Annotated in this window: 22 protein-coding genes and 1 pseudogene; 9 read left to right on the top strand and 14 right to left on the bottom strand. The window is 58.1% G+C overall.

The features are described 5' to 3' along the window. Nucleotides 1-9: 9 nt before the first annotated feature. The 6 genes and pseudogenes from ACEUKI_RS05995 to infC all read right to left on the bottom strand — a co-directional run bounded on the left by ACEUKI_RS05995 (nt 10) and on the right by infC (nt 6,054). Nucleotides 10-849 carry a ParA family protein gene (locus ACEUKI_RS05995; RefSeq protein ID WP_179133366.1) on the bottom strand — a complete coding sequence of 280 codons (840 nt, stop codon included), beginning with the start codon at nt 847-849 and terminating at the stop codon, nt 10-12. A gap of 261 nt (nt 850-1,110) precedes the next feature. After that, nucleotides 1,111-3,597 (bottom strand): annotated as a pseudogene (locus ACEUKI_RS06000) (ATP-binding cassette domain-containing protein). Between the two features lie 126 nt (nt 3,598-3,723). Next, nucleotides 3,724-4,650 carry a site-specific tyrosine recombinase XerD gene (xerD, locus tag ACEUKI_RS06005; RefSeq protein ID WP_374156613.1) on the bottom strand — a complete coding sequence of 309 codons (927 nt, stop codon included), beginning with the start codon at nt 4,648-4,650 and terminating at the stop codon, nt 3,724-3,726. 70 nt (nt 4,651-4,720) lie between these two features. Next, nucleotides 4,721-5,104 (bottom strand): 50S ribosomal protein L20, encoded by a 384-nt coding sequence (gene rplT / locus ACEUKI_RS06010; protein ID WP_007052594.1) that lies wholly within the window; start codon nt 5,102-5,104, stop codon nt 4,721-4,723. A gap of 52 nt (nt 5,105-5,156) precedes the next feature. Next, nucleotides 5,157-5,351 (bottom strand): 50S ribosomal protein L35, encoded by a 195-nt coding sequence (gene rpmI, locus ACEUKI_RS06015; protein ID WP_007052593.1) that lies wholly within the window; start codon nt 5,349-5,351, stop codon nt 5,157-5,159. After that, nucleotides 5,332-6,054, bottom strand: a complete 723-nt coding sequence (gene infC / locus ACEUKI_RS06020) for a translation initiation factor IF-3 (protein ID WP_080784597.1) — start codon at nt 6,052-6,054, stop codon at nt 5,332-5,334. The genes rpmI and infC overlap by 20 nt, the downstream gene beginning before the upstream one ends. Before the next feature lie 309 nt (nt 6,055-6,363). Here infC and ACEUKI_RS06025 point away from each other — a divergent pair, with 309 nt between their 5' ends. From ACEUKI_RS06025 to ybaK, 3 genes are all read left to right on the top strand, one after another. After that, entirely contained in the window at nt 6,364-7,089 is a 726-nt protein-coding gene (locus tag ACEUKI_RS06025) for a thiamine diphosphokinase (RefSeq protein WP_080784595.1), read from the top strand. 239 nt (nt 7,090-7,328) lie between these two features. Further along, entirely contained in the window at nt 7,329-8,387 is a 1,059-nt protein-coding gene (gene gap, locus ACEUKI_RS06030; protein WP_003830594.1) for a type I glyceraldehyde-3-phosphate dehydrogenase, read from the top strand. A gap of 93 nt (nt 8,388-8,480) precedes the next feature. Next, a complete protein-coding gene (gene ybaK, locus ACEUKI_RS06035; RefSeq protein WP_013410753.1) occupies nt 8,481-8,990 on the top strand; it encodes a Cys-tRNA(Pro) deacylase in 510 nt (169 codons plus the stop codon). 149 nt (nt 8,991-9,139) lie between these two features. Here ybaK and ACEUKI_RS06040 read toward each other — a convergent pair whose 3' ends face one another. The 4 genes from ACEUKI_RS06040 to ACEUKI_RS06055 form a co-directional block, all read right to left on the bottom strand. Then, complete coding sequence (locus ACEUKI_RS06040; protein ID WP_143247983.1) at nt 9,140-9,601, bottom strand: hypothetical protein; 462 nt, start codon at nt 9,599-9,601, stop codon at nt 9,140-9,142. Nucleotides 9,602-9,638: 37 nt separating this feature from the next. Beyond that, nucleotides 9,639-10,349, bottom strand: a complete 711-nt coding sequence (locus ACEUKI_RS06045) for a hypothetical protein (protein WP_374156614.1) — start codon at nt 10,347-10,349, stop codon at nt 9,639-9,641. A gap of 15 nt (nt 10,350-10,364) precedes the next feature. After that, a complete protein-coding gene (locus ACEUKI_RS06050; RefSeq protein WP_143247981.1) occupies nt 10,365-10,826 on the bottom strand; it encodes a hypothetical protein in 462 nt (153 codons plus the stop codon). A gap of 526 nt (nt 10,827-11,352) precedes the next feature. Continuing rightward, nucleotides 11,353-12,372, bottom strand: a complete 1,020-nt coding sequence (locus tag ACEUKI_RS06055; protein WP_256866769.1) for a 4-hydroxy-3-methylbut-2-enyl diphosphate reductase — start codon at nt 12,370-12,372, stop codon at nt 11,353-11,355. Between the two features lie 270 nt (nt 12,373-12,642). Here ACEUKI_RS06055 and ACEUKI_RS06060 point away from each other — a divergent pair, with 270 nt between their 5' ends. The 3 genes from ACEUKI_RS06060 to ACEUKI_RS06070 all read left to right on the top strand — a co-directional run bounded on the left by ACEUKI_RS06060 (nt 12,643) and on the right by ACEUKI_RS06070 (nt 14,869). Continuing rightward, nucleotides 12,643-13,599 (top strand): aldose 1-epimerase family protein, encoded by a 957-nt coding sequence (locus ACEUKI_RS06060; RefSeq protein ID WP_080784590.1) that lies wholly within the window; start codon nt 12,643-12,645, stop codon nt 13,597-13,599. Nucleotides 13,600-13,732: 133 nt separating this feature from the next. Then, on the top strand, nt 13,733-14,677 hold the full coding sequence (locus tag ACEUKI_RS06065) for an aldose 1-epimerase family protein (protein WP_374156615.1): 945 nt from the start codon (nt 13,733-13,735) through the stop codon (nt 14,675-14,677). 117 nt (nt 14,678-14,794) lie between these two features. Next, nucleotides 14,795-14,869, top strand: coding sequence for a 50S ribosomal protein bL37 (locus tag ACEUKI_RS06070; protein WP_003817083.1), 75 nt, complete (start codon nt 14,795-14,797; stop codon nt 14,867-14,869). Between the two features lie 72 nt (nt 14,870-14,941). On the opposite strand, the gene ACEUKI_RS06075 is transcribed toward ACEUKI_RS06070, so the two are convergent. Together ACEUKI_RS06075 and ACEUKI_RS06080 are read right to left on the bottom strand one after the other, a co-directional pair. Continuing rightward, nucleotides 14,942-15,262 (bottom strand): hypothetical protein, encoded by a 321-nt coding sequence (locus ACEUKI_RS06075; RefSeq protein WP_080784588.1) that lies wholly within the window; start codon nt 15,260-15,262, stop codon nt 14,942-14,944. Then, nucleotides 15,262-16,074: a sigma-70 family RNA polymerase sigma factor gene (locus ACEUKI_RS06080; protein WP_181896268.1), complete on the bottom strand. Its 813-nt coding sequence runs from the start codon at nt 16,072-16,074 to the stop codon at nt 15,262-15,264. The genes ACEUKI_RS06075 and ACEUKI_RS06080 overlap by 1 nt, the downstream gene beginning before the upstream one ends. A 138-nt stretch (nt 16,075-16,212) precedes the next feature. Here ACEUKI_RS06080 and ACEUKI_RS06085 point away from each other — a divergent pair, with 138 nt between their 5' ends. Then, nucleotides 16,213-17,766 (top strand): UDP-N-acetylmuramoyl-L-alanyl-D-glutamate--2,6-diaminopimelate ligase, encoded by a 1,554-nt coding sequence (locus ACEUKI_RS06085; protein ID WP_115770570.1) that lies wholly within the window; start codon nt 16,213-16,215, stop codon nt 17,764-17,766. 121 nt (nt 17,767-17,887) lie between these two features. Then, nucleotides 17,888-18,883 (top strand): GNAT family N-acetyltransferase, encoded by a 996-nt coding sequence (locus tag ACEUKI_RS06090; RefSeq protein ID WP_080784580.1) that lies wholly within the window; start codon nt 17,888-17,890, stop codon nt 18,881-18,883. A 118-nt stretch (nt 18,884-19,001) separates the two neighbouring features. On the opposite strand, the gene smc is transcribed toward ACEUKI_RS06090, so the two are convergent. Together smc and ACEUKI_RS06100 are read right to left on the bottom strand one after the other, a co-directional pair. After that, a complete protein-coding gene (smc, locus tag ACEUKI_RS06095) occupies nt 19,002-22,679 on the bottom strand; it encodes a chromosome segregation protein SMC (protein WP_374156616.1) in 3,678 nt (1,225 codons plus the stop codon). A gap of 60 nt (nt 22,680-22,739) precedes the next feature. Next, on the bottom strand, nt 22,740-24,359 hold the full coding sequence (locus ACEUKI_RS06100; RefSeq protein ID WP_374156617.1) for a folylpolyglutamate synthase/dihydrofolate synthase family protein: 1,620 nt from the start codon (nt 24,357-24,359) through the stop codon (nt 22,740-22,742). Between the two features lie 1,253 nt (nt 24,360-25,612). Here ACEUKI_RS06100 and ACEUKI_RS06105 point away from each other — a divergent pair. Continuing rightward, nucleotides 25,613-26,464: a hypothetical protein gene (locus ACEUKI_RS06105; protein WP_179133368.1), complete on the top strand. Its 852-nt coding sequence runs from the start codon at nt 25,613-25,615 to the stop codon at nt 26,462-26,464. Nucleotides 26,465-26,621 lie beyond the last annotated feature (157 nt).

Genomic DNA, 26,621 nt, shown 5'->3' on the forward strand with positions numbered 1-26,621 from the left:
AAACAATCGTTACGCCACGATGCCGCGAGCAATGAGCTCACGTGCCACCTCACGGTATTCCTTTGATGTCTTGTGCTCAGGGGCATAGACCACCACGGGCGCGGCGGCAACCGTGGAATCGGGCAGTTTGATGGAGCGGGAGATGAACGCGTGGAACACCTTTTCGCTGAACGCCTCGTAAATGCGCTGGCAGACCTCTTCGCAGTGCAGTGTCTTGGTGTACATGGTGATGAGCACGCCATCCACTTCCAATGCGGGATTGATGCGGGACTGCACTTTTTCGATGGACTGCATCAGCAGGGCCACACCGCGCAAGGCGAAGAATTCGGCGGCCACGGGAATGATCACGCCATCAGCTGCGGCAAGCGCGTTCACGGTGAGCAGGCCGAGCGATGGCTGGCAGTCGACGATGATGAGATCGTATTCCGACTTGAGCTTGCGCAGCACGCTGTTCAGGATCTGCTCCCGGCCCACTTCGGTGACCAGCTGGACCTCGGCGGCGGACAAATCGATGTTCGCCGGAATCACATCGACGTTCTCGAATGCGGTGTGCTGCACCACATCATGTGGGTCCACGGAAATATCGAACAGCGCGGTGTGAATCGTGTTCTCCACGGTATTCGCGTTGACGCCCAGTCCCACAGTGGCGGCGCCCTGCGGATCGAAATCGACGATAAGCACGCGGCGGCCATACTGGGCCAACGCACCGGCGATATTGATGGAGCTGGTGGTCTTACCTACGCCGCCCTTCTGGTTGCACATGGCAATGACACGCGCCGGACCGTGCTGTTGCAGCGGTTCGGGTGCAGGAAAGGTTTCGTATTCACGTCCAAGCAAATCGGTAGGCATACTGTCTACCTTATCAACATCCGGGTTCGCTGGGGGTGCAACGACATACGTTCCTGCCATAGGCAGCGTTCCTTGACGGAATGCGCTGTCTTTATCGCGGGTGTCTCGCCAGTCGTCCATCGTTGCCCTCGCCCCCTTTGCCGGGAATACCTGCTCGCCCATCCTAATGTACTCGCCGGGCTCGCCTCGGAACACCGTTCTGCAGCGGACATTCCAGTGTTCCGAGGTTTATGAATCTCGTCTCGTACTATGTCGATGCGCTTACTCGGTGCGCAGTGCGGTGGCCGGGTCTTGCTTGGCTGCCTTGCGCGAGGGAATCAGGCCGCCGATCAGCGTGAGCACCACGCTTAGGATCACCAGCACCACGCCGCCGGTCACCGGCAGGGCGGCATTGACGTCCGCATTGCCGATGAAGTGATGCAACACGGCGTTGATCGGAATATCGAGCAGCACGGTCAAGCCCACGCCCAACAGGCCGGAGCATAGGCCGATGATGCCGGTCTCCGCATTGAACACCTGGGACACGTTGTGCTTCGAGGCACCCATTGCGCGTAGGATGCCGATTTCCTTGGTGCGCTCCAGCACCGAAATGTAGGTGATGATGCCGATCATGATCGAGGAAACGATCAACGAGACGGACACGAACGCGAAAAGCACGTAGGAAATCACGTTGACGATGGTGGTCACCGAACTCATCATGAGCCCCACGTAATCCGTGTAGGTGATCTTGTCTTTCTTCGAGACGGTGTTGTTGTAGTCGGTAATCGCGTCGGCGATGTGGTCCTTGTCTTCGAAGCTGTCGGCGTAGACGTTGATCGAGCTGGGCGCGTCACGACTCACCACACCGAATGCGGCGAGGTTGTCGTCGAAGGTGCCGGTCGACACGTACTGGTCGTAGATCGCGACAAGCACGTCGTTCGAAGCCGTGGCGATATACGAGTCGAAACTGTCGGCGAGCTGCTGTTCGCTCATCGCGGCCATCGCGGCGGCCTGATCGCCAGTACCCGCCGCGCCAGCGGCACCCGCAGCACCAGCCGCACCAGCACCAGCACCAGCGGCGTCCGATGCGCCCGTACCGGACTGCTGCCCGGCACTCATCATCGACATGGCCACGTTCGCCTTCTGCGTCACGCCCAGCGAAGCCACGTAGGTGCGCGCGTCGGCCGCCTTGGTGGCGTCGTCCGAGGGCGAGAACGTCATGCCGTTGAGCACGTTCGTGTTCGGGTTGGCCTTCTGATCGGTGACGATGGCGCTGGAGGCCGCACGGTCGATCAAATCATCGGTCAGGGCGCGCGCGTACCCCACACCAGCGGCCAACGGCGTGGCCGAAGCATCCTTCTTCGCCTTGACGACGCCCACCACCTTGAGTTTGGTGGCCGTTTCGAGGCGCTGTTCGATTTCGTCCTTGTCGTTGCCGATGAAACGGTAGTGACCGTCATCGTCCTTGACGTACTGGTCGGATGCCGGAATCATGTACAGCGTCTGGTCGAGCGCCTTGGCATAGTCGATCTTGTCTTGTGGAGTGCTGACCTTGTCGCCGGCGTTGAGCTTGGACATCATCTCGTGGTAGTCGGAGGCGGGCAGCAGGCCGAGCTCGTACAGCGTGGTCAGCGGCACGCTGTTGTTGTCGTTGAGCACCAGCACCACCTCGTCCTTGGACTTCGGCCATGAACCGTTGACCACTTGGTAGTTGTCGGTGATGACCTTGCCTACGAGCTTGCTGTCGTCCGCTCCCGGCATGATCTCATTGAATGAGTCGGGCGCGGCGTTCTCATCGGTTTTGCCGGTCAGCATCGACATCTGCTGCGAGGTGATCGACGAGGTGCCGGACATGCCGGACGAGCTTGTGGACGCCATCTGCGAGGCCATTGAAGTGGAGTCGCTGGCACCGATCGTCACGCCGTCCGCATTGACCAGCGTGCCATCGGGGTCGTGGTCGAACACGGAGAATTTCACGTCATACGTGTACTGGATACCGGCGGAACCCACATACTGGTGAATCTCGCTCTTGGAATTATCCAGGTATTTCTTGAAGCGGGTCAGGTTGTTTTCGGTAATCGAACTGGTCAGGCTGGATGTCGCTGATGTACGCGTTCACGCCAGTCGACACCGATAGAATCAGCGCGATGCCGATGATGCCGATTGAGCCGGCGAACGAGGTCAGCAGGGTACGCGCCTTCTTGGTTTTCAGATTGTTGAAGCTCAACGCCAGCGACGTGACGAACGACATCGACGCGCGGCCCATCGTCTTGTGCACGGCCGGCTGTTCGGCCGTCTCATCCACGACAAACGGGTCGGAGTCGGAGCGGATCACGCCGTCGCGCAGGTTGACGATGCGCGTGGCATATTGTTCCGCAAGTTCGGGGTTGTGGGTGACCATGACCACGAGGCGGTCCTTGGCCACGTCCTTGAGCAGGTTCATGATCTGCACGGACGTGTCCGAATCGAGCGCGCCGGTCGGCTCGTCGGCCAGGACGATGTCCGGGTCGAGACCAGTGCGCGGGCGATCGCCACGCGCTGCATCTGGCCGCCGGACAGCTGGTTCGGCTTTTTATTGATGTGTTCGCCGAGTCCGACCTTCTCCAGCGCCTTGCGCGCACGTTCGCGACGGTCGGCCTTGCCGGAACCCGAGGGACCCAGAATCGCGACGAATTCGCTGTCGCGTAGGTTCAGGCTGACTTTGTCAAGCGCCTGTTGAACGAAATCACCGGTTTTATAGCGCTTCGAGATCGATTTGATCTGCAGCATGAATACCTCTTCCTGGCTGACGGTTCGCTGTTATGTACTGTATTGTCACGCCTTGAATTTCCGGCCGACTTTGGTACTCCCCGCCGTGATTCCGCTATGGGCGGACGCGTCGCAGAATGGTGTGTCTCACCGCGCTCTGGGGTGTGAGGTCAGATACGTTTCGATCAGGGTTTCCGGACTTACGTGCGTGTAGATCTGAGTGGTGGTCACGCTGGCATGCCCAAGCAGTTCCTGCACGGTGCGCACGTCCGCGCCACCTTGAATCAGGTGTGTGGCGAAAGAATGGCGCAGGGTGTGCGGATGGAGTGGTTTGGTGATGCCGGCCCGCTCCCCGGTTGCTTTGACGATTTCCCATACCGATTGCCGCGAGATGCGCTTGCCACGTTTGTTGAGAAACAGTGCGCGTCTCTCGGGAATCTTGGCGCTGGAGCGCCGTTCCAACTCGCCACGCCCCGCATTGAGGTATGCGGTGATGGCCCGGCATGCGTAACTGCCCAATGGCACAAGCCGCTGCTTGGAGCCCTTGCCCATGAGTCGCGCGATGTGCTCGTCCAGGTCGATGTCGTCCAGATTCGCGCCGGTGGCCTCCGAGACGCGGCAGCCGGTGGCGTACATGAATTCGAGCAGGGCCTTGTCCCGCAATACCACCGGATCGGTTGAGCCGCCGACTGCCGCCGCGTCGAGCAGACGGGTTACCTCGTCCACGGTGAGTACGTCGGGCAGGGTGCTGGCACCTTTGGGTGCCTTGACTGCGGCCGAAACATCCGCCGTCACCGCGTGCTGGCCGAGCGCGAAACGGTGGAATTCATGGATCGAGGCCAGTCTTCGGGCTTTGGAGCGGGCGGACTCCCCCGCCTGGTCAAGGGCGGCGATGTAGTCTTCGACGTCTTGTCTGGTTATGACGTCCGGTTCGTGGATGCCGCGGGTTTCGAGCCAATCAATGTATTTGGCGATGTCGGATTCGTAGGCGGTGACGGTGGCCGTGGCGAGCCCTCGCTCCACGCCGATGTGGACGAGGAACTGCTCGGTGAGTCTGGTGAATCCGTTGGTCATAGTGCCCATGGTACAAAGAAACCCCGCTCGGAAGCGGGGTTTTCTAGTGTGAAGTCACGACTTCAAGCAATCAGGCCTCAACCGGAGCGTTGACGTCCTCAGGCAGGGCGGCCTTGGCGGCGTCCACGATGGTCTTGAAGGTGTCCGGGTCGGAGACGGCGATCTCAGCCAGAGCGCGACGATCCAGCTCGATGCCGGCGAGACGCAGGCCCTGGATGAAGCGGTTGTAGGTGATGCCCTCAGCGCGGACGGCAGCGTTGATGCGCTGGATCCACAGCTTGCGGAAGTCGCCCTTGCGAGCCTTGCGGTCGCGGAAGTTGTAGTTAAAGGAGTGCAGCAGCTGTTCCTTGGCCTTGCGGTACAGGCGGGAGCGCTGGCCACGGTAGCCGGAAGCCCTCTCGAGAACAACGCGACGCTTCTTGTGGGCGTTCACTGCGCGCTTGACACGTGCCATAATCTATTCCTCAGCTTTCTAAAGTCTTGTTATTTCCGGGTAAGCCCTATGCTCACTTCTGCAGAAGCTGGTGCAGCTTCTTGGCCTGGCCGCCGCGCAGCACATCGTCGGCGGACAGTTCACGGCGCTTGCGAGCGGACTTGTGCTCGAGGTTGTGGCGCATGGCGGAACCGACATGCTTCACCTTGCCGGTGCCGGTGATCTTGGCGCGCTTGGAAGCGGCGGAATTAGTTTTCATCTTCGGCATTGCTGCCCTCCTTGCTGGTTTGCTTCTTGTCGGAAGTCTTCTGAGAAATCGCGGACTGCGCGTCGGCCGCGGCCTGAGCCTGAGGCTCCTGCTTGGCCGCGAGACGAGCCGCCTGGCGAGCCTGACGCTCGGCGCGGGACTCGGCGCCACGACGACGCTGCTCGGACTGGGTGTGCACCTTCTTGCCCTTCGGCGCAAGGGTCATGATGATGTTGCGGCCCTCCTGCTTCGGCTTGGACTCGACGGTGCCGTATTCCTCGACATCGTCGGCCAGACGCTGCAGCAGTTCCACGCCACCAATCGGGCGGGAGATCTCACGACCGCGCAACATGATGGTGACCTTGACCTTGTCGCCTCCGTTAAGGAAGCGGGTCACATGGCCCTTCTTCACGTCGAAATCGTGGTCGTCGATCTTCAGGCGGAAACGAATCTCCTTGACTTCCGCGGTGCTCTGGTTACGGCGAGCTTCACGAGCCTTGATCTTCTCGTTGTACTTGAACTTGCCGTAATCAATGAGCTTGGCGACCGGAGGCTTCGCGTTCGGGGCCACCTCGACGAGATCGAGGTTTGCCTCCTTGGCCAGGTTCAGCGCGACGGAAGTCGCGATGACGCCCACCTGCTCGCCCTTCGGGCCGATCAGGCGTACCTGCGGGACGCGAATCTCGTCGTTAATACGTGGTTCGTCGCTGATGATGACTCCAATCCTCTACTTCAATTCCGTGGCGAGGTCCTTTGCTGGAGTCCTGTTCAATGCTTTGGGTTCATGGCAAGCCAAAACCAGCGCAATATGCGCTCAGCTTCTGCAGACGCATATCAGTTCTTTGCGTCATTCCTGATTGCGCGTTGTATATCGCAATCGCTAGGCTGTTTGCCTTGAACCCGAGGCCTTGAAAGGCTTCCAGGTGGGGTTGCCCCGCTTTCTTGATTTCTCAAGCCAAGTAGGAAGTCTACCATACGCCCGGACATTCGCGGCCCGTGTGTCGATGGGTGGATACCGGCTACTGTAGGCATCATGACTCAGGTATGCGTGATTTTTGGTGCGGGCGAATACTATGCGGGCACGCCCGTGGTTCCCACCGGTGCGTATGTGATTGCGGCCGATGGCGGACTCGACCATACGCGCGAGTTGGGCATCGTGCCCGATGTGGTGGTGGGCGATTTCGATTCGCTGGAGGGCCGGCCGCCCCGCACCGCTGTGCGCACCATTGCGCTGCCCGCGTTGAAGGACGACCCGGACATGCTTTCCGCGCTGAAGGTCGGTTGGTCGGCGGGTTGCCGAGAGTTTCACGTGTATGGCGGGCTTGGCGGCCGTATTGACCATACGATTTCTGGTATCCAGCTTATGGCGCTGCTGGCCCGACACGGGGCAAGCGGGTATCTGTATGGCGACGGGCTCATCGTCACGGCCATCACCGATGGTAGGCTTTCGTTCCCCGCGCATCCGGTGCCCGAGGACGGCCGCATGGTGTCAGCGTTCTCTCACTCCGATGTTTCGCTTGGCGTGAACGAACCGGGGCTGAAATATGAGCTTAAAGACGGCACGCTGACCAATACGGTGGTGCAGGGGGTCAGCAACGAGTTCCACGACGGCGTGGACGCGGCCATCAGCGTGAAACGCGGCACACTGATCGTCACCTTCCCCATCGAAGTGGCGTTGCCACAGGTGAGCAGATTCCATGAATTCGGCGGCGATATCGGCGAGCTGGACACCGAAGTGTCCAAGCTGCTGGTTCGCTGACTTGCATGCCGCGCGCTTGCTCGTGATGATTCGAGACATTCCTCCAAAGGAGAGGAAAATCACATGTCGGTTGCGGGCAATCCGAATTGTGAGCGCTCACAGAAAATACGGCATTTTTACCCAAAACGCACGCTGAAACGTTGCCATGTGTACAGAGTCGGCATTACAGTAGCAACTGTTGGTAAACAATGGCCCGGTGTGCCAAAGCGCGCCAAGGCCACCCTACAAGGGAGAATTACATGACAGTTAAGATTGGTATCAACGGCTTCGGTCGCATTGGTCGTCTCGCCTTCCGTCGCATCTTCGAGCTGCAGGCTCGCGGCGGCCAGGCTGGTGACATTGAAGTTGCCGCCATCAACGATCTGACCACCCCGGCTACCCTGGCTTACCTGCTGAAGTACGACAGCACCCACGGCACCTTCCGTCATGACGATGGCACTCCGGTTGATGTCAAGGCCACCGAAGACTCCATCATCGTCGACGGCAAGGAATACAAGGTCTACGCCGAGAAGGACGCCAACAACATTCCGTGGGTCAAGAACGACGGTGTTGAGTACGTGCTCGAGTGCACCGGCTTCTACACCTCCGCCGAGAAGTCCCAGGCCCACATCAACGCTGGCGCCAAGAAGGTCCTGATCTCCGCCCCGGCCAAGGATGACACCACCCCGACCGTTGTGTTCGGCGTGAACCACGACATCCTCAAGGCTTCCGACGTGATCGTCTCCGCCGGCTCCTGCACCACCAACTCCATGGCCGCCATGGTCAAGCTGCTGGACGAGAAGTTCGGCATCAAGGCCGGCTTCATGACCACCATCCACGCCTACACCGGCACCCAGATGCTGCTCGATGGCCCGCGTGGCACCAAGACCGGCCGCAACCTGCGCGCCGCCGCCATCAACACCATCGCCCACTCCACCGGCGCTGCCAAGGCCATCGGCAAGGTCGTTCCGTCCGTGAACGGCAAGCTGCAGGGCCACGCCCAGCGCGTCCAGGTTCCGGACGGCTCCGTCACCGAGCTGACCACCGTTCTGAACACCGAGACCACCGCCGACGAGATCAACGAAGCCTTCAAGGCTGCCTTCTCCGACACCGATTACTACGGCTACAACGATGAGGGCATCGTCTCCTCCGACATCCTCGGCGACACCCACGGTGGCGTGTTCGACCCGACCCAGACCGACGTCAACACCATTGACGGCGTGACCCTGGCTCGCACCGTGTCCTTCTACGACAACGAGTACGGCTTCACCTCCAACATGATCCGTACCCTGCTGTACTTCGCTGAGATCTCCGAGTGAACCACTGCGGTCTAGGCCGCTACGGTTCGTTTGAGAACTAAGCTGTGAGACCCCCGCCTTGTGCGGGGGTCTCTTCGTAGTAGAACGGTAATCATGGCAAAGAAAAGCAAACATGATAAAGGCGCGGGTTCCACTCCGGCGACAGTCCAACTGGAGAAGGCGGGCGTGGAATTCCACGTATACGAATACGAGCACTCCAACGACCATATGGATGACGGCTACGGCGTGGAGGCGGCCACCAAGCTCGGCTTCGACGAGCATCAGGTGTTCAAGACGTTGATGGCGGACACCGGTTCGGAGCGTGTGGTGGGCGTGGTACCGGTCAGCGGACATATGGATTTGAAGGCCCTGGCTGCGGCTGTAGGTGCCAAGAAGGCCTCTATGGCCGATCCCAAGGTGGCAATGCGCGAATCCGGCTATGTGGTAGGTGGCATCTCGCCGTTGGGCCAGAAGACACGTCATAAGACTGTGTTGGATGAAAGCGCCCTGCAATTCGACCAGATTCTGGTCTCCGGCGGCAAGCGAGGCCTGTCTGTGGGCGTGAATCCACAGGACCTGCTCAAGGTCCTGAACGCCGTTGCCGCACCGATCGGCACGTGGTGACGGAATCAGCTTTCAGTCACTACATTTTCTCGGCTATTCTCTATATTTCGTTGAAATCTCTTCTCTCATACATAAAATTCGAGACTGACGGTCGCATAAATAACGTAACCATCAGTCTCAATTATTGTACTTTACTAACCCCGAATGTTTCACTGCTTTTCAAGAGTGAACTCGTGATCGCCTCCAACGTCAAAAGTCATGTCATTATTTTCAATTGAAACTCTCACAGTATCTCCTGTATTAAGTTCGACATCAAACCAATTATCTTCTGGAGAGCCCGAAACGACCTTCCCATTCTGAATATTAACCAATCCTGCGCCACCCCACACTTCGCCGGGAACGCTATCTATTGTAACTTCATCTCCGGTTTTTTGATCATAATAAACGACATTAGCGGACAAAGTCCCATTCTTATTTATGGTGAAGGTATAATCACATGACAATGAGTAGAATTGCATTTCTTTTATGTTGTCTCCATGACCACAATCCTCCAGCATCCCTTCGTATGTGCCATATGGATTACTACCCAATGGAACCGAACATGCGGAAATAAGAGTTCCAATAATCAAAGCCAATACAACAGCAGAATAATATTTAATTTTTCTATTCATTCTACTTCCTTTATTCGTTTATTCTGTTATAAATTAATCACTGTATGTCATATGTAATCGTGGACTCCCCTGTTCCAGCTGCTTGTATATGGCATACTGTAAAACCTTTATTGTGCGTACAGCGAGCCTGTGCTACATCAGTCAAAGGTGAGAACTCTATATTCCAAATCGAACTGCCATAGATACCTGAATATTCATCAATTTGATTTTGCAATCCAAGCCCTTCCAGATATCCTCGCAATCGTTCACCAGCAGTCCCTGAATCCAAGCCCGGCTCATAACCGACGTCCCACGCAATACACCCCAGCCCCATCGTGACTGCATAATCATGAGATTCTAAATCATAGCCGTCATACATCCTCATCCGATCATAATTTGGTCCTTTAAATTGCAGATATGCAATACTGTTATCATCTCTGTCTCGGTCAATTTTAAAATATGCATCAGCGCTGTTTCCGCTAAATACAGAATTGTATTGATCTAAGCAAAGAAATATACTTTCGAAATTGATTTCTCTGGTCACTGATTGCGGATTATCGGAGGCATCATCGTCTTCTTTGGAATCATCTTTGTCTGCATCATTATCCTCGCTCACATTTGTTTCATCAGCAGGCTCTATTGCCTTACCTATTTCTTCATTGCGCTTTTTTTCCATCGTTGAGCATAGTCTCATATTTTTTGCAAATATAACGCTACCAAGAACAAGGAGAACAACCACCGGTATGATAAATAATGCTTTCTTTTTCATAGCTGGCTCACACCTTTACTCCATATTCCAAGTAACTGCACTACTTAAGATAGAATCAACCGTGAGATCATCAATGATGGTGTTTAGACGCACTAAGACAGGACGACTTTTGTGATAACGAATAATCAGACGACCATAAAAGGGCCGAAGAGATGACCACTCTTCACCCATGTAGGCAGGGCCAGGAACAGATCCTTTAGGAGCAAGCTCCCTGACAATCGTTTTGATTGTTGTCAACAACCATAAATCAGAATTTTTCGGCAACCGCATAAGACACATACCCGACTCTCCCATACGAAAGCGATCTATCTTCGTTCTCCACAGAAACCAGCCATCGTTAACATTTGAAGGAGATTTCATATATTCTTTGTATGCTGTTGTTTCTTCATTCCGGTCAACAAAACGAACCTTCATCGTATCCAGCTCATGCTTGGACAAATGCAGAACACTATTCAACGCAATAAATGACCCGCTCATATTTTGCGAAGCCTCCTTCCGGCCTTCCCTTCGGCTCCTATGCCGATGCCGAAAACGATACCCCCCCCCTCCAGACAAAACGCCCACTGGGCTCATGGTTCACAATCACTTAAAAAGAAAGGAGCCTAACCACCAACGGCCTTCAACGGCAATATCCTCGGCCCCGAACCGCAATAACCGACCGACTCCAGACATGGCCCTGAACCCCAATAACACCGCCCCCCCCCAAAAAAAAATCAAATATTCATATTGCAGACAAACCGATGCAATTCGAAACTGAATTTATAGATGGCAAATGATACCTTCAAAAATGTAGGCACATCAATATCAACTATAGTTGAAAAAAAAACTTTACATTATTCTCATATCTTCAATGGCATTAATCAGCATTACTAATCTGTAACCATACGAATCCATCATTAAAATGCCTGATAAGCAATCTATTGAAAAGGCCGCTTACGCAATTCGGCAGACTGAGCCGTAAAACGGACGGCCCAGTGGGCTGTTCGTAGGCGAAGCGAGCGGTTTACCGCGAGGGCTTCCTGCGCAACTCCGCCGGCAGCACGAAGTGCATGTTTTCTTTGATGGTTTCGACGGACTTCATACCGGTGAAGCCCAAGTTTTGCAGAGCGTCAATCACACCGGACACCAGTTCGTCCGGCACGGAGGCACCGGAGGAGATACCCACGGATTCCAGACCCTCGAACCATGCCGGGGCAAGCTCGCTGGCATCATCCACGCGATACGCTTTGCCGCGCTCCCCCAAGCCCTCCTGCGCCACCTCCATCAGTCGCACGGAATTCGAGGAGTTGGCCGATCCGACAATCACCACGCAATCGGACTGCTGGGCCACCAGTTTGACCGCAGCCTGACGATTCGACGTGGCATAGCAGATATCCGAACTCGGCGGCTCTTGAATCCACGGGAACTTGGCCTTCAGCGCGGCAATGGTGCCGGCGGTCTCATCCACACTCAACGTAGTCTGCGAGAGCAGCACCAGCTTGGTGTCGGGCGCAAAATCCAACGAATCGACATCCGATTCATGCTCGATCAAGTGCACATGTTCGGGGCTCTCCCCCACCACGCCGACCGCTTCATCGTGGCCCTTGTGCCCGATATAGACGATTTCATACCCCTCGCGCACGAAACGCAGCACCTCACGGTGCACCTTACCCACCAGAGGGCAGGTGGCATCCACCACATGCATGCCACGACGTTCGGCTTCCGCCTTCACTACCGGAGATACGCCATGGGCGGAAAACACCACCGGAATACCCGCTTGGGCAGCAGCATCCGGAATCTCCGCCAATTCCTGGACGAACACCGCGCCTTGCCCGGCCAAGTCCTCGACCACATGCTTGTTGTGCACGATCTGCCGGCGCACATATACCGGGGGCAGCCCATCCTCGCGCGTCCGCTTTCCGGAAGCCTCCGCGGCTTTGAGAATGGTCTGTACGGTAAGAATCGCACGGTCCACACCCGCGCAGAAGCCTCGCGGATCAGCGAGCACAACGCTTTTGGTCATCGGAACCTCCTGAACGTCAATAGTGTTTTCCAGTGTAAGGCAGGGATTACAGGAATCTGCCGTCACAACTTTTCCGCGTCTCCCACGAATCACCGGTTTCCAAGGGATCCACGTGCTTCTCGCATGATGGTGTGAGACTCGTCACTCCACGTATTGCTACCGTGTTTGTACGAATTGTTTATTATATGCCGGCTATCGCCAATCCCCGCCTCGATAGAGGAGACGCGCTAGACTGGGGCCAGCGATAGCAGGAGCTACCGGCCCACCACACCTCACTACGGGAGTGATTCCATGACGAGTAAAACACCACGCACCGGAAATCAGTATTCGATTCACTATGGCGATTATTCCGCCGTCATCTGCGAACTCGGCGCCAAGATTCGCCGATTCGATTATCAAGGCAAGGAAATTTTCTGCCCGTTCGGCGTCAACGACCTGACCCCCACCTGTAACGGCTATGTGCTGGCCCCGTGGCCAAACCGCATCGAAAACGGCGAATACGATTTCAATGGCAAGCATTACTGCGCTCCGGTCAACGAATATCATCCCGCACCGCGCAACAATGCGAACCACGGCTATGCCTACCACTACATGTGGAAGCTTGAATCGTTGACCGATAGCGCCGTGACGCTTTCGCTGCGCTTCCCCAACCTGGACGGATACCCGTTCGATGTGACCGTGACCGTCACCTACGAACTCGGCGACAACGGCATGACCGTGACCGTCAATGCCCGCAATGACGGCGACGAGCCGGCACCGTGGGCTCTCGGCCTGCATCCGTGGCTGGCCAACGGCAAGCAGGGCGCGACTGTCGCCGAACGCGATGCCGACTCCGCCGCCTGCCACCTGCAGATCAAGGCCGCCAGTCATGTGACGGTGAACGAGGCGCTGATTCCCACCGGCACGGAGCCAGTAGCCGGCATCTACGATCTGAACGATGGTCCGACGCTTGAAGGCCGCACCTTCGATGATGCCTGGGTCGACGTGGAACGCGCCGCCGATGGTACGACCACCACCACATTCACCCGCCCGGACGGGATTGAAGTGAAGCTCATTGGCGATGAGACGATTAATGCTTGGCAGTGCTACACCGCCACTGGCGCGCCGTTCTCCGAGCATCCGTATGGTATCGCCGTCGAACCGATGACCGCTCCAGCCAATGCCTTCCGCACTGGTGACCACTTGGTGACGCTCGCCCCCGAGAGTGATTACACCACTGTGGTGCGTTACGAAGTAGCCCAGAAGTAATCCAGAAGTAGCCTTATGTCTTGGCTCTCCTCGTTGAGGAGAGCCAATTTGTTATCTATGTACGCCGCGCCCCATACCGTATGCGGTACGATTGTGAGCGATAACAATACGCTTTCACAAAGGAGTGTGCACTATGGCTTTGAAGCCTCGCACCGGTAACCAATACGCCATCTCGTCCGGCGAATGGAATGCCGTCGTCACCGAACTGGGTGCCAGCCTGCGCGAGCTGAAGTGGCGCGGCGAAGACCTCATCGTCCCCTTCGACCCGAACAAGGTCATCCCCTGCTGCAACGGCTGGGTGCTGGCACCGTACCCGAACCGCGTGACCAATGGTCAGTATTCTTTCGATGGCGAAGACTACCAGATGCCGATCGACGAGTTCGACCGCCAATCCTCCCTGCACGGCTACGCCTACCGCTACATGTGGGAGCTCGTTGATTTGCAGGAATCACATGTGACGCTCTCCTGGCGTTCCCCCGACATCGCCGGCTACCCGTTTGATATCACCATCACCGTCACTTATGCACTTGACGAGAACGGTCTCACGGAAACCTTCACCGTGCACAACAACGACAGCGTGAAGGCCCCGTGGGCATTTGGCATCCACCCGTGGCTGGCCAACGGCAAGCACGCCACCGGTCAGGCCATTACCGCCGACAACGAGCCCTGCCGTCTTGAGCTGCACTGCGATACTCACGTGACTGTAGACGAACACCTGCTGCCCACCGGTGAAGAGCCGGTTTCCGGCATCTTCGACCTGCGCGATAACCCCACGCTGGAGGGACGTGGCTTCGACGATGCCTGGACCGATATCACCAACCGCGGCGAAGACGGCAGCACTTCCGCCATGTTCACCCGCCCCGACGGCATCAAGGTCACGCTGACCGGCGACAAGACCATCAATTCCTGGCAGGTGTGCACCGGCAACGAAATCGGCGAGAAGGCTCGTCAGGCCGGCGTGGCCGGCGAACCGATGACCGCCTACGCCGACGCCTTCCGCACCGGCAAGGATCTGGTTGTGCTCGAGCCGGGCGATGACTACACCACCGTGGTCACCTTCCACGCCGAACAAATCTGAAAAACCGAATAACCAAGCCTGACGATCATCGCCACATGGACACCCGTGTTGCATCACGTCATACTTATGTGGCATAATTCCGAAGGCTTATTTTTTACTGCAGCAAAGGAGTCCATCATGGGCATGCGCGGACGTAAGCGCAAGGATCGTCGTAAGAAGGCCGCCAACCACGGCAAGCGTCCTAACGCCTGATTCTTCGCGTTTCTTATAGAACGCTCAAGGCCCGTCTGATGATACATCAGACGGGCCTTGTTGTATATGTCGTTACTTATCTTCGCCGCAGCAGTGATCAAGCGTGGCCTTGAGCCGGGCCATCAGACATTCGGGTGCCGCATCCGGGCGCAAGTAGGCATGCAACGCGGCAATCAACGCCCGTTCACGCTCGTCGCAGCAGGTACGGGGGTCAAAACAGTCGCCCTCCGTAACGATATGCACGTCCGTCTGGACCGACGCAGAGGCCGAGCCGGTATCCACTGAACGATGATGCACCGCCGTGATATGCACTTCGGTCTGGCTGACTGTGCCATCGGCCGCCGTACGGGTTATGGAGATGTGGCGAGTACGCTCTACCGGCTGATCGTTCATCAGATCTCCTTTCCCGAAAGCTTGCTTGACTGTTGTGGCGTGTGGGTGTGAGTCACATGACTATGTCTCACTACGGCTTGCGTGTCGCCATTGCTACCAACAGTTTGTTCACTACTTCCATTATGGCCGGGATCGGCGATTCGACCAACGTTTTCGCCCAACTTCGCGGATGGTGAACCAGCCGACGAACCAGACCGTGAACCAGCCGACGAACCAGTCACGTACCCGCGCTCTTTCGCATACGAGGCGAGCTCACGCTTGAGTTGCGTGCGGGCGCGATTCAGGCGGCTCATCACCGTGCCGATTTTCACGCCCTGCTCATCGGCCACCTGCTGGTAGGACTTGCCGTCGATGGCGGCGTCGATGAACACCTGCCGGCGTTCCGGCGAGAGTTTGGCGAGCGCGGCCATGATTTCCCCGGGCGCGAAGGCGTCCAAATATTCCTCTTCAGCGGACTTGAGCCCGTCCGACGTATGTTCGGCGGCATCGTAAATATCCCAGTCGTCGTATTCACCGGTGGAGTCGTTGGCACGCTGCGGGCGCCGCTTGGCCTTGGCATACTGGTTGAAGTAGGCATTGCGCTCGATGGTGGTCATCCACGCCTCGAAGTTGGAGCCCGGCTGGAATGAGTCGAAGGCCTTGAACCCGCGTTCGAAGGTGTCCTGGACCAGATCCTGCGCGTCATCGGGATTGTTGGTCAGCCTCATCGCCCGCCGGTACAGTGCATTGACGGCGGGCATGGCGAGCTGTTCAAATCTGGCGCGCTTGGCTACCATGGACTCGCCCGATCCGGCTGACTGCCCGGATTGCATAGTTGCTTCGCTTGTCGTCACGCTTCACCATTCTAATCAGATCATGTGCCCATATCGTGGTCGATGACGTGTGAGTCACAACACGCTACACCCCACCTGTAGAATGGCGTATCGGCTAAATAATAGGGAGAAACAATTATGGCTTTGACTTTGGCTTCGGCTGCTGACCTGCTCAAGGAACACCACCTGCTGCGTGAAATCATCCAATGGGATGTCTGGACCGACGACCCGGCCCGTATCGTTTCGGCGGATGAACCGTTCGCCGGCATCACCTACGACACCCGCAAGGTCACGCCGGGTACCCTGCTGTGCTGCAAGGGCCAATTCAAGGCCGAGTATCTGAACGGCATCGACGAAGCCGGCCTGGCCGCATACGTGGCCGAAACCGAGTACTCAGCCGCAACCGCCACCCCCGGCCTGATCGTCAACGACGCACGCAAGGCGATGAGCCTGCTGTCCGCCGCGTTCTACGGATATCCGCAGAACGAGCTCACGGTCATCGGCGTCACCGGCACCAAGGGCAAGACGACCACCTCGTACTTCACGCAGGCGCTTATCAACGCCGTCTCCGGCGGCAAGGCCGCATTGTTCTCCTCGGTCGATAATTGCCTTGACGGCCACACCTACGTCGAATCCGATCTGACCACGCCCGAATCGATGGACGCCTTCCGCATGATGCGCGAGGCGGCCGATAACGGCATGAAGTATCTGGTGATGGAGGTCTCCTCCCAGGCGTACAAGGTGGACCGCGTCTATGGACTGACTTTCGATGTGGCCGCGTTCCTGAACATCTCCCCCGACCACATCAGCCCGATCGAACACCCCACGTTCGAGGATTACCTGTATTGCAAGCGCCAGATCATCGCCAACGCGAAGTCGCTGGTACTCGGCGCGGACAGTCTGCACGCCGATCTGTTGCGGGAGGACGCGGCGGCAGCCGGCATCGGCGTGACCACCTTCGCCCTGCATGACGCGGATAATGCCGGCACCAGTGCGGACGTCGTCGCCTGGCCCGCCGACCCGGCGCACGCCTCCTTCCACATCGCCGACGGAGATCAGGCCCTTGGCGACTACCATCTGTCCATCGATGGCGACTTCAACTACCTCAATGCGGCGGCGGCCATCGCCATCGCCCATGCGGTTGGCGTATCGCTCGATGACACTGACGCACTGCACGCCATCGAATCCGTACGTATCGCCGGCCGTATGGAACAGTTCCGCGACCCGCAGTCAAACACGCTCGCCATCGTCGATTATGCGCACAACTACGCATCCGTCACCGCGCTGCTTGACTTCGTCTACGAGCGTTGGGGCGAGGAAAACCCGCGTATCACGCTGGTGACCGGATCGACCGGCAACAAGGCCTACGATCGTCGTAAGGAAATCGTCGAGGCTGCCGAGAACCGCATCGCGAACTTCATTTTCACCGCCGAAGATACGGACACCGAGCCGATCATCGACATCTGCATGGAAATGCAAGGCTACATCACGAACAAGGATGTGGCCTCCACGGTGATTTCCGACCGTCCGACGGCCATCACCAACGCCATTCACGATGCCCGTGCGCACGCCGACCGATTCAACATCCTGCTGATCATCGGCAAGGGCAACGAGCGTTGGATCAAGGACCATCACAAGCATGTGCCGTTCGACGGCGACGATCACGTCGTCGAACGCATGTTTGGCTTGTGACGGGATTCCGGCCAATCAGATCCTGATCGGATCCCGATTGGCCCACATCAGATCACGCGCAATACGACCAAACCAGAAACACAACATACGGATACGAACGAAAAAGGATAGCTGAATCGTAATGATCACGTTGGAGAAAGTTGACGGAGCCACACTGGAAGCCGAAGCCGAGAGGACCGGCATCACGTTGCCCATCGAACAGACCAAGGTTTGGTCTGGTTTTCAGGCGGATATCGACGGACGCACACCATGGGGCGATTATCTGATCAAGCGTGATAGTGAATTGGTCGCCGTGATCTCCTTTATCGATTTTGAGACGCACGGTTATCATTATCTGCGCTCAATGCATGGGCCGGCGTGGGTCACCAAGCCCACCGAGGCTGAGGAGCGCGAGGTCGTAGACGCCATCGTGGACACCGTCAAGAAGGCCGACAAGAACATCGCATTCCTGCGTATCGACACCTGGTTCGCCGATGGTACGGAGAAGGTGCTCTCCACAGTGCCGTACGACCAGACCGTGGTCATCGACGTCACCGGTGGCGATGATGAGATTCTGGCTCGGATGAAGCGTCGTGGACGCCGTGACGTGCGCAAGTCTCTACGTGAATGCCCGGCCGAGGTTGCCGATGAGACGGATAAGGCCCTGACCGATTTCTCCGAATATTACGATGTGATGGTCGAAACCGGACAGCGCGATGGATTCACGCCTGCTCCGATGAGCGACTATTCCGATATGATCGGCGCGTTGGGTGCCGACCATTGCCGTGTGTTCGCCGCACGTATTGAAGACCGTGTGGTGGCATGGTCGATTGTCACCGTGAATGGCACGCATGCGGTGCGCTACTATGCCGGCATGCGCAACGAGGTTATGCGTCTGCATGTGACCGACAAGCTGCTGTATTCCGAATGCTGCATCCTGGGCTCGCAAGGTATTACGGAATACGATCTGATGGGCATCGGCTCCGATTTCGCGCCGTCGCTCAAGGGTCTTAACGAGTTCAAGTGCAAGTTCACCGAGGAAATCACCCCGGTGGCCCCCGCCCGCGACGTACCCATCAAAAAGGTCTTCTACAAGACGCTGCAAACCATCCAAGGCGTACGCAAGGCATTGCGCTAATACCGTCCCGCTCCCGCTGGCGGGAGCTATCGAGCGAAGCGAGACTGAGGGTGGTCTTTTGAGATGGGCCACTCTCTGTCACCTGTGGCGCCAGTTCCTACCAGCGGGAACCACTCGTTTATCGTTCGAGTTTTTGACTCACCACGGCTGTTACGCCGTCGGCTCGCATGGTTACGCCGTAAAGCGCGTCGGCAATCGACATGGTGCGTTGCTGGTGCGTAATGATGATGAGCTGCGCATGGGCGCGTAACTCATTGAACGCATTAATCAAACGGGTCAGGTTCACGTCGTCCAACGCGGCCTCGACCTCGTCCATCACATAGAACGGGCTGGGGCGGGCGGTGAAAATCGCGAACAGCAACGCCAGCGCGGTCAGTGAACGTTCGCCGCCGGACAGGAGACTCAGCTGTTTGACGCGCTTGCCGGCCGGGCTGGCCTCGACCAGTACGCCGGTGGTGAGCATGTCTTCCGGGTTTTCCAAGCGCAGTCGCCCGGTGCCGCCTGGGAACAGCGTGGCGAACATCTGCTCGAATGCCTCGGCGGTATCGTCGAACGCGGATTTGAATACCTGGACCATCGTGGAATCGAGATCCTTGATGAGCTGCATCAAATCGTCACGTGATTTGACCACATCGTTGCGCTGATCATTGAGATACTTGTTCCGCTCCTCAAGCGCTTCGAATTCCTCGGTGGCCAAAGGGTTGATCTTGCCGAGTGCGGCCAGATCGCGGCGAGCCTTATCGAGACGCTTCTTCTGCTCCTGACGGTTATACGGCACGGTCTTAAAGCGGGCGGAATCGCCGTTGGTGCCGGTCTCTCCCCCGGTTTCTTCCTCTTCGGTCTCAGCCTCAGCTTCCGTCTCATCCAACGGCACAGGGTTGCCCTCATCATCCAGCACGGGCACCGGCTGTTCGGGGCCGTAATCACTAACCAATTCCTCCAAAGTGAGACCGAGTTCGTCGGACACTTTTTGCATGAGCTGCCCAGATTCGGCGGCCAACCGTTCGCGGTTTACATCCAAGGCATGTTCACGCCCGGTCAGATCGGTGACCTTGGGCTCGATCTGGTTGCGCTGCGCGCGCAGGGCCTTGAGTTCCTCGTCATGGCTGGAGGCGGCGGCCTGCAGCTCGTCTCGTTTGGCGGCCACGTCATGCAGCGTATGCTCTACCATGGCGGCCACTGCTCGCGCGTCATCGGCCACGCCTTGCAGGTGTGCGGCCTGCTCGCGTCTGCGATCGTTCAACGCCTCGATGCGGGCGCGGCGTTCGGCGGCTTCTTTGGCGTTGTCCCGCAGCAGCCCGGCCTGTCGGCTCAGTGACTCCCCTTTGCGGCTTGCTTCGGTCCACGCGATTTTCGCGGCGACCTCATGCTCGCGAGTCAGGTTCAGTTCGCGCTCCAGCGTGCGTTCGCGTTCATCGAGTTCGTCGAAATCGGCATGTTCCGCTGTGGATTGCCGGACCGAGGCCAAAGCGCGATTGAGATCGTCGAGCTTGAGCTGATGCTCGTTGCGATTCTCTTGGGTCTCGGTGATTTTCCTGTCCAGCTGCTCGAGCTGACGGGCGAACGATGCGACGCGATCCGTGGCGGATTTCAGAGATTTCTCCGCCTGTTGGGCTTTGAGCCGGGCTTCGGTGCGTTTGGCGGATTCCTGGTCGACGAGTCGGGCCGCTTCATCGCGTTTGGCTTTGGCCTCGGCCACTTGCTCAGCCATTCCGCCGTCTTGAGCGGTCAACTGTTTGACCTGTGCCAATGCTTTGTCCCGGCGTACGGCCAAAGACAGGTCCGATTGAGAGATGGAAGAGCCGCCGACCGCCGCCACGCCGTGCACAAAGGTCTCGCCGTTCTTGGTGACGGCCCGCATGGCTTCGCCGGACGCCACGATGTGCTGGGCTTCGTCGGCGGTGCCGGCCGCGGCTACATCAGCCAGCAGGAGACGCACGGTGTGCACGACCGCTTCGGCCTGCGCCGAGTTCTCGGCATCCGGGTTCGCAGTGACGAGCGCTGCCAGCGCGCTGACCGATTGCGGGGCGGCCGCCGTGTTCTCGGCGCTACTCTCCTCCGACTCCGTGCCCGGCTCTGTGGCGGGATCGCCGGCAATGCTCGCGGTCAGCACCACGGCTTTGCCGAGCTTATCTTCCCGAGCGTGTTCGAGGGCGTGCAACATGTTGTCTGCCTCGGGTACCACGATGGCGCTGGCATACTGGTCGAGCGCGTGGGCCACGGCTTCTTCCCAGCCTTCGGCCACATGGATGAAGTCGGTGAGTCGGCCAAGCGAGGCCACGTCCGTGTCGCGTTCCAACGGTCCGGAGGCATTGCGGCTGCCTAGCGTGTCGGCAAGCGCATCGGCCTTGGCTTTGAGCGAGATGATCTTGGACTGTATCTCGCGCTGCTTATCGGCGCGTTCATTCAGTCGTTCGCGGCATTCGGCGAGCGTCGCACGTGCGGCGTCCAATGCGGCACCGTCATCGTCGGCAATGCAGTCCGCTTCGCTGCGCAATGCGTCCAGCTGTTGCCGGGCATCGTCGCGCTGGGAAGTCAGCGAGTCGCGCTGGGAGGCGTAATCCTTGGCGCGGCTGGTCGCCAGTTGCACGGCGGATTCCTCGCGGGCGATGAGTTCACGCAATCGAGCGATCTGTGCATCGCGCTCCTGTGCGGTTTTGCGCAGTTCCGTCAAGGTCTGACGGACCGAAGCAAGCTTCTTCTCGTCGTCGGCGCGTTCCTCGGTGGCCTTGTCAAGTGCGATGCGCGCATCGGCCACGGCCTTGGTTTGTGCCGCGGCCTGAGATTCCAGTTCCTCGGCTCGTTTGACGAGCATGCCGGGATCCTCACCGAAGTTGGTGGCGATCTGGCCGGTGAGTGATCGGCTGCGCTCTTCGGCCAACTGGGCGAGCGCGTTCAGTCGTTCACGGGTCTGCGAGAATTCATGCCAGTATTGGTTGGCCTTGGCGATGGCCGGACTGGATTCGGAGCTCAACGCCTCGACCTGTTCGATGCGTACTTTGACTTGGGCGAGTTCACGCTGGGCGACGGCCAGCTGGTTACGCACATTGCCAAGCTCTTGACGTACCGTGTCGCGGCGGCTCATCGAACGTTGGGCGTCTTCGGCATACAGACGGGCTTGGGCGTCGCGTACGGATATCTGAATCGCGTCGGCGCGCCGGGAGATACGTGCCTGGCGTCCGAGGGGGCCGAGCTGGCGGTGAATCTCCCCCAGCAAATCGTCGAGTCGGCTCAGGTTCGTTTCGGTATTGGCCAGCTTGCGCAACGCGCGTTCCTTGCGCTTGCGGTGCTTCAGGATGCCGGCGGCCTCTTCGATGAACGCACGGTGGCCGGACGGGTCGGCCTTCAGAATCGCATCCAATCGTCCCTGGCCTACGATCACGTGCATCTGCTGGCCAAGACCGGTATCGGAGAGGAGTTCCTGAATGTCGAGCAGGCGGCATTGCGAGCCGTTGATCGCGTATTCGGAGCCTCCGTTGCGGAAGATGGTGCGGGAGATGGTGACTTCCGTGTAATCGATATCGAGCGTGTGATCGGAATTATCGATGGTCAGGCTCACCTGTGCACGGCCCAGCGGCGGGCGGGAGGACGTGCCTGCGAAAATCACGTCCTCCATCGAAGTGCCGCGCAGGTTTTTGGCACCCTGCTCACCCATTACCCAGGTCAGGGCGTCGACGATGTTCGACTTGCCCGAACCGTTGGGGCCGACGACCGCCGTGATGCCGGGCTCGAAGCGCAGCGTGGTGGCGGAGGCGAAGGATTTGAATCCGCGGAGGGTGAGTTCCTTGAGATACATGGCGTGAGACTGTTTTCCGTGTGTCGGGTGTCCGGATATCCGATATGCCTTGGATGCGGGTTACCGGACGTCGGCGGAATCGTCGGTGCCGGTGTCGGCGCTGGCTGTGTCAGTGTTGTCGGTGTCGGCACTGGCCGTGCCGGTGCCGGCGTTACCGGCGTCACTGGCCTGTTCCTTGCCGAGGCCGAGGACGTCGAACACGTCGAAGTCGTCCGGGCTTACCGAATCCTCGAGGTTGTCGGCGGCCTCATCCTCGGCCTTATCTGCCGTCTGATCCGAATCGTCCGGGTCAGCCGCCGGCTGATGAACGGCCATAGCCTGCCTCATCGTGGGGCTGGCGTGCCCCTCAAGCATCAGGCGTGCGTCGCCGGCGGTGACGAAGCTGCCGCAGATAAGCACGCCGTGGCCGTAGCCCACGCCCAGCTCGTCCTCGGCATCGACCATATTGACGGCGGTCTGAATCGCGTCAGGCAGGTTCGCTTCCTTGATCACACGGTCACGACCGAACACGTCCACGGCAATCTTCTCGAGCTCGTCGGCCGGCATCACGCGCTCGCGCCACGAGTTCTCGGTGACCACCACGGAGCTCAGGATCGGCTCCAGAACGCCCAGATATTCCTCGACCTGCTTGTCGCGCATCATGGCGACCACACCGACCAGCTGCTTGAAGTCGTAGCTTTCCTCGATGGCCTTGCGCAGGGCTTCGGCGGCATTCACGTTGTGTCCGCCATCCAGAATGATGGTCGGTGAGGTGCGGATCTGTTCGATGCGTCCGGGAATCTTGACCGAGCTCAACGCCTCGGCCACCAAGTCGCCGTCCAGCGGGCCGTTGACCGGAATCACCACTTCGGAGGCGGCGAGCGCGGCAAGCGCGTTGTGGGCCTGATGCTCGCCGAACTTGGCGATCGGCACGCCCTCGTAAGTGCCGTTGGGCGTGGTCAAGGTGGCGACTTGGCCGCCGACTGCGGACATGCGGTCGGACACGGTCATTTCGTAGCCGTCGCGCACGAGCATGGCGTGGTTGCGTTCGGCGGCATCGGTGAGAATCGGCATGACGGCTTCCTCATGCGGCTGCGGGCCGATGATGGCGGTGCAGTTCGGCTTGATGATGCCGGCCTTTTCGGTGGCGATTTGTTCGACGGTGTCGCCCAGCCACTGCATGTGGTCCATGTCCACCGGGCCAATGATGGCCGCATCCGCGTTGAGCACGTTGGTGGCGTCCCACAGGCCTCCCATGCCGACCTCGACGATGGCCACGTCCACGGGCGTGTCGGCGAACTTCCAGATGGCCATGGCGGTGAGCACTTCGAAGAAGCTCATCTTCGGCTTGCCCTGCTCCTCCATCTTGGCGTCCACCAGGGCCACGAGATCCTTGGTCTGGTCCCAGATGTCGATGAAATCGTCGTCGGACAGCTGCTGGCCGTCGATGGCGATACGCTCGTTGATCTTCTCCAGATGCGGCGAAGTGTACAGGCCGGTGCGCATGCCGTAGGCGCGGCAGATGGCCTCGGCCATGCGTGCGGTGGAGCCTTTGCCGTTGGTGCCGGTGATATGAATCACGCGGAACGACTGCTCCGGGTGGCCCAGGATGTCGAGCATCAGGTTCATCCGGTCGAGATCCAGATTGGTGGTGTTATGCTCCGGCGGGCGGCTCATGATGTCCAGTTCGACGTCCCGCATGCTCTCATTGTTCCGATTCGGATGCTCGAATGACATATCCTCTTCTAACCTCTGCTCGTGTTGCTGTTGCACCGTTCGGAGTGCGTATGCCACTTACGTGTTCGCGCCATTCTCGTCATGTCTACGCATGCCCGCATATATTCCGCTTCCGCATGCGCAGGAAGCTCCCCTTGCACAGGTTTGCCCTGCATGGTTCGGGATTCTTGCCTTCACGCGTGGAGCCGCACTCCCTCAATTCCCTCTATCCTAGCCGCCGGGGTGGTTTATCGTGCCCGCACAGTGAAACCGTCTCATATGTCGCCGCCGCGCGAGCAGTCTCTACCTGCAGCGCGCACAGTGAAGCCGTCTCATATAGTTGCAATGCGGCTCTTGCCGTCGGCATCCCATACTTAGTCGGCTGCAATCCAAAACTTGTATGTCCGGCGACGCTGATGCTATTCAGCGTCGGTACAGTGCCAGCTTCTGGCGGCACACCGACGCTATGATGCTCTTGCGAGTCGGTAGCTGGCCAAAACCTGGATTAATCCCGACTCCATCGCCTCTCAGTGTCGTCTCCTCGCCAAGGCATGCCATTCTGCCGTCGTTGAGAAATTTCAACGTCGTCAATCGACCATGTCTTGCCCCGGAAACGACTCTCACAAACGTCCTCTACATCATCTTTTGAACTCGCAGAGGCTCATTCACTGTTATGACTGCTCTCACCGTCGGCAGCCGTCCAAGCCCTGGATCTATGCCGCCAATAAATTGCAGCAAATCGTCGGCCACGATACAACCATTGGACTCACGCCGACGCTAGATTCCACACTCAGACAGAAGCCAGCCAATATCTGAACCAGCACCGAGGACGTACAAAGCATAAGCACCGTTAACCGTCAATTCACCGCCCTCTACCAGCTACATCCGCCTTCGCCGATGATATCTTGTTCGAATCCCCAAAGCACGTTGTTCGAATGACATTACTGATGGTGGATAAGTTTTGTATGTTATCCACTATTCCGAATTAACGGCCTAATACCTTGAAATTATCGGGAATATCTCACTCCAAGACAGCCAAGCTCCGAGGCTAGAACCACAATGGCTGAAATTCATACTTACGCTGCTTCGTTCCGGCTACGCTCGACGTCATGAAGACACACAAAGCAGTGGTCTCGCTCATATCAGCCGCGCAGAATGAGCTGAGATGCGTCTATTCAAGAAATGAAGCGGAACAAACCGCTCTACGCCGCCGTGCCCAGAGTGGTGAGTTGTTGAAAGTGTATGACGGCATTCCCAGTCTTTATGCAAATACCGCATACTGGGATGGTTTGACGCCGCCGGAGCGAACGTTGCATATGGCCCGCGCTCTTGCGCAAGAGCATCCTCAGTGGGTTTTTGGCGGCTTGGTGGCAGTAAGTGCCTATGGATTCGAACATCAATGGCATTTGCATGATGGCTGCATAACCATCGTGACTTCCGATCATGGATCTCGTCAATGCCATCAGCGCTTACGACATGTCTATATGCCCGATATGAACAGTCCGAAGACACATTACGAGGCCTCCGGCCTATCCCTGATATCACCGGCTAGAACCTTGGTCGAGGCCGCTATAGACCTTGATTTTCGGTTTGCGTTGCCGATCTTTGACTCGGCCCTTGCCAAGGGAATAACCAAGGAAGAGATAGCCGCCGACTGCGTTCAATGGAGAATCGATTATGCCCGAGTATTCCGCCTGCTGCGCTATGCAAGCGAAAGGAGCGAGAATGGTGGAGAATCCCTCGCGCGAGGCACCATCATCGAAGACCGCTTCCTCACGCCGCGTATTCAGGTAACGGTGACCGACCCGCAGACGAATACCGAGTACCGCGTTGATTTCGTATGGAAGCTCGATGACGGGCGCGTGATAGTGGCCGAATACGACGGCACACAAAAATACGTGGACCCAGCCATGACCGATAACCGCAGCATTCAGGAGGTGGTGGCCAAGGAACGTGCACGCGACGAGGTACTGAAACGAGCCGGTGCCACCGAAATCGTCCATTTCACATACGCCGACGTCATCGAACGCACTCCGCTGCGGGTAAAACTGATCAAAGCCGGGGTGCCTCAGGTGGAGACCTCCGCATAGCAGTGAGTCCCGCGACGCGATAAACCTTCATCGCATGGGTTCACATGGATTCAGCCCGCAGAATATGTCAATATCAATCGGCAAGCTCCAGCCCAAGCCCATGCCCCTCTCCTTCCCTACCGAGAACAATAAACGGGCCCGCATTCCAGCCCGCCGC

The sequence above is a fragment of the Bifidobacterium sp. 2450 genome, from assembly GCF_041900695.1.
In the GTDB taxonomy this organism is placed as follows: Bacteria; Actinomycetota; Actinomycetes; order Actinomycetales; family Bifidobacteriaceae; genus Bifidobacterium; species Bifidobacterium longum.

Coding starts and splice junctions, on each gene's coding strand:
- ACEUKI_RS05995 (WP_179133366.1), bottom strand. CDS start 849: ATGCCTACCGATTTGCTTGGACGTGAATACGAAACCTTTCCTGCACCC.
- xerD (WP_374156613.1), bottom strand. CDS start 4,650: ATGACCAACGGATTCACCAGACTCACCGAGCAGTTCCTCGTCCACATC.
- rplT (WP_007052594.1), bottom strand. CDS start 5,104: ATGGCACGTGTCAAGCGCGCAGTGAACGCCCACAAGAAGCGTCGCGTT.
- rpmI (WP_007052593.1), bottom strand. CDS start 5,351: ATGCCGAAGATGAAAACTAATTCCGCCGCTTCCAAGCGCGCCAAGATC.
- ACEUKI_RS06025 (WP_080784595.1), top strand. CDS start 6,364: ATGACTCAGGTATGCGTGATTTTTGGTGCGGGCGAATACTATGCGGGC.
- gap (WP_003830594.1), top strand. CDS start 7,329: ATGACAGTTAAGATTGGTATCAACGGCTTCGGTCGCATTGGTCGTCTC.
- ybaK (WP_013410753.1), top strand. CDS start 8,481: ATGGCAAAGAAAAGCAAACATGATAAAGGCGCGGGTTCCACTCCGGCG.
- ACEUKI_RS06040 (WP_143247983.1), bottom strand. CDS start 9,601: ATGAATAGAAAAATTAAATATTATTCTGCTGTTGTATTGGCTTTGATT.
- ACEUKI_RS06045 (WP_374156614.1), bottom strand. CDS start 10,349: ATGAAAAAGAAAGCATTATTTATCATACCGGTGGTTGTTCTCCTTGTT.
- ACEUKI_RS06050 (WP_143247981.1), bottom strand. CDS start 10,826: ATGAGCGGGTCATTTATTGCGTTGAATAGTGTTCTGCATTTGTCCAAG.
- ACEUKI_RS06060 (WP_080784590.1), top strand. CDS start 12,643: ATGACGAGTAAAACACCACGCACCGGAAATCAGTATTCGATTCACTAT.
- ACEUKI_RS06065 (WP_374156615.1), top strand. CDS start 13,733: ATGGCTTTGAAGCCTCGCACCGGTAACCAATACGCCATCTCGTCCGGC.
- ACEUKI_RS06075 (WP_080784588.1), bottom strand. CDS start 15,262: ATGAACGATCAGCCGGTAGAGCGTACTCGCCACATCTCCATAACCCGT.
- ACEUKI_RS06080 (WP_181896268.1), bottom strand. CDS start 16,074: ATGCAATCCGGGCAGTCAGCCGGATCGGGCGAGTCCATGGTAGCCAAG.
- ACEUKI_RS06085 (WP_115770570.1), top strand. CDS start 16,213: ATGGCTTTGACTTTGGCTTCGGCTGCTGACCTGCTCAAGGAACACCAC.
- ACEUKI_RS06090 (WP_080784580.1), top strand. CDS start 17,888: ATGATCACGTTGGAGAAAGTTGACGGAGCCACACTGGAAGCCGAAGCC.
- smc (WP_374156616.1), bottom strand. CDS start 22,679: ATGTATCTCAAGGAACTCACCCTCCGCGGATTCAAATCCTTCGCCTCC.
- ACEUKI_RS06100 (WP_374156617.1), bottom strand. CDS start 24,359: ATGCGGGACGTCGAACTGGACATCATGAGCCGCCCGCCGGAGCATAAC.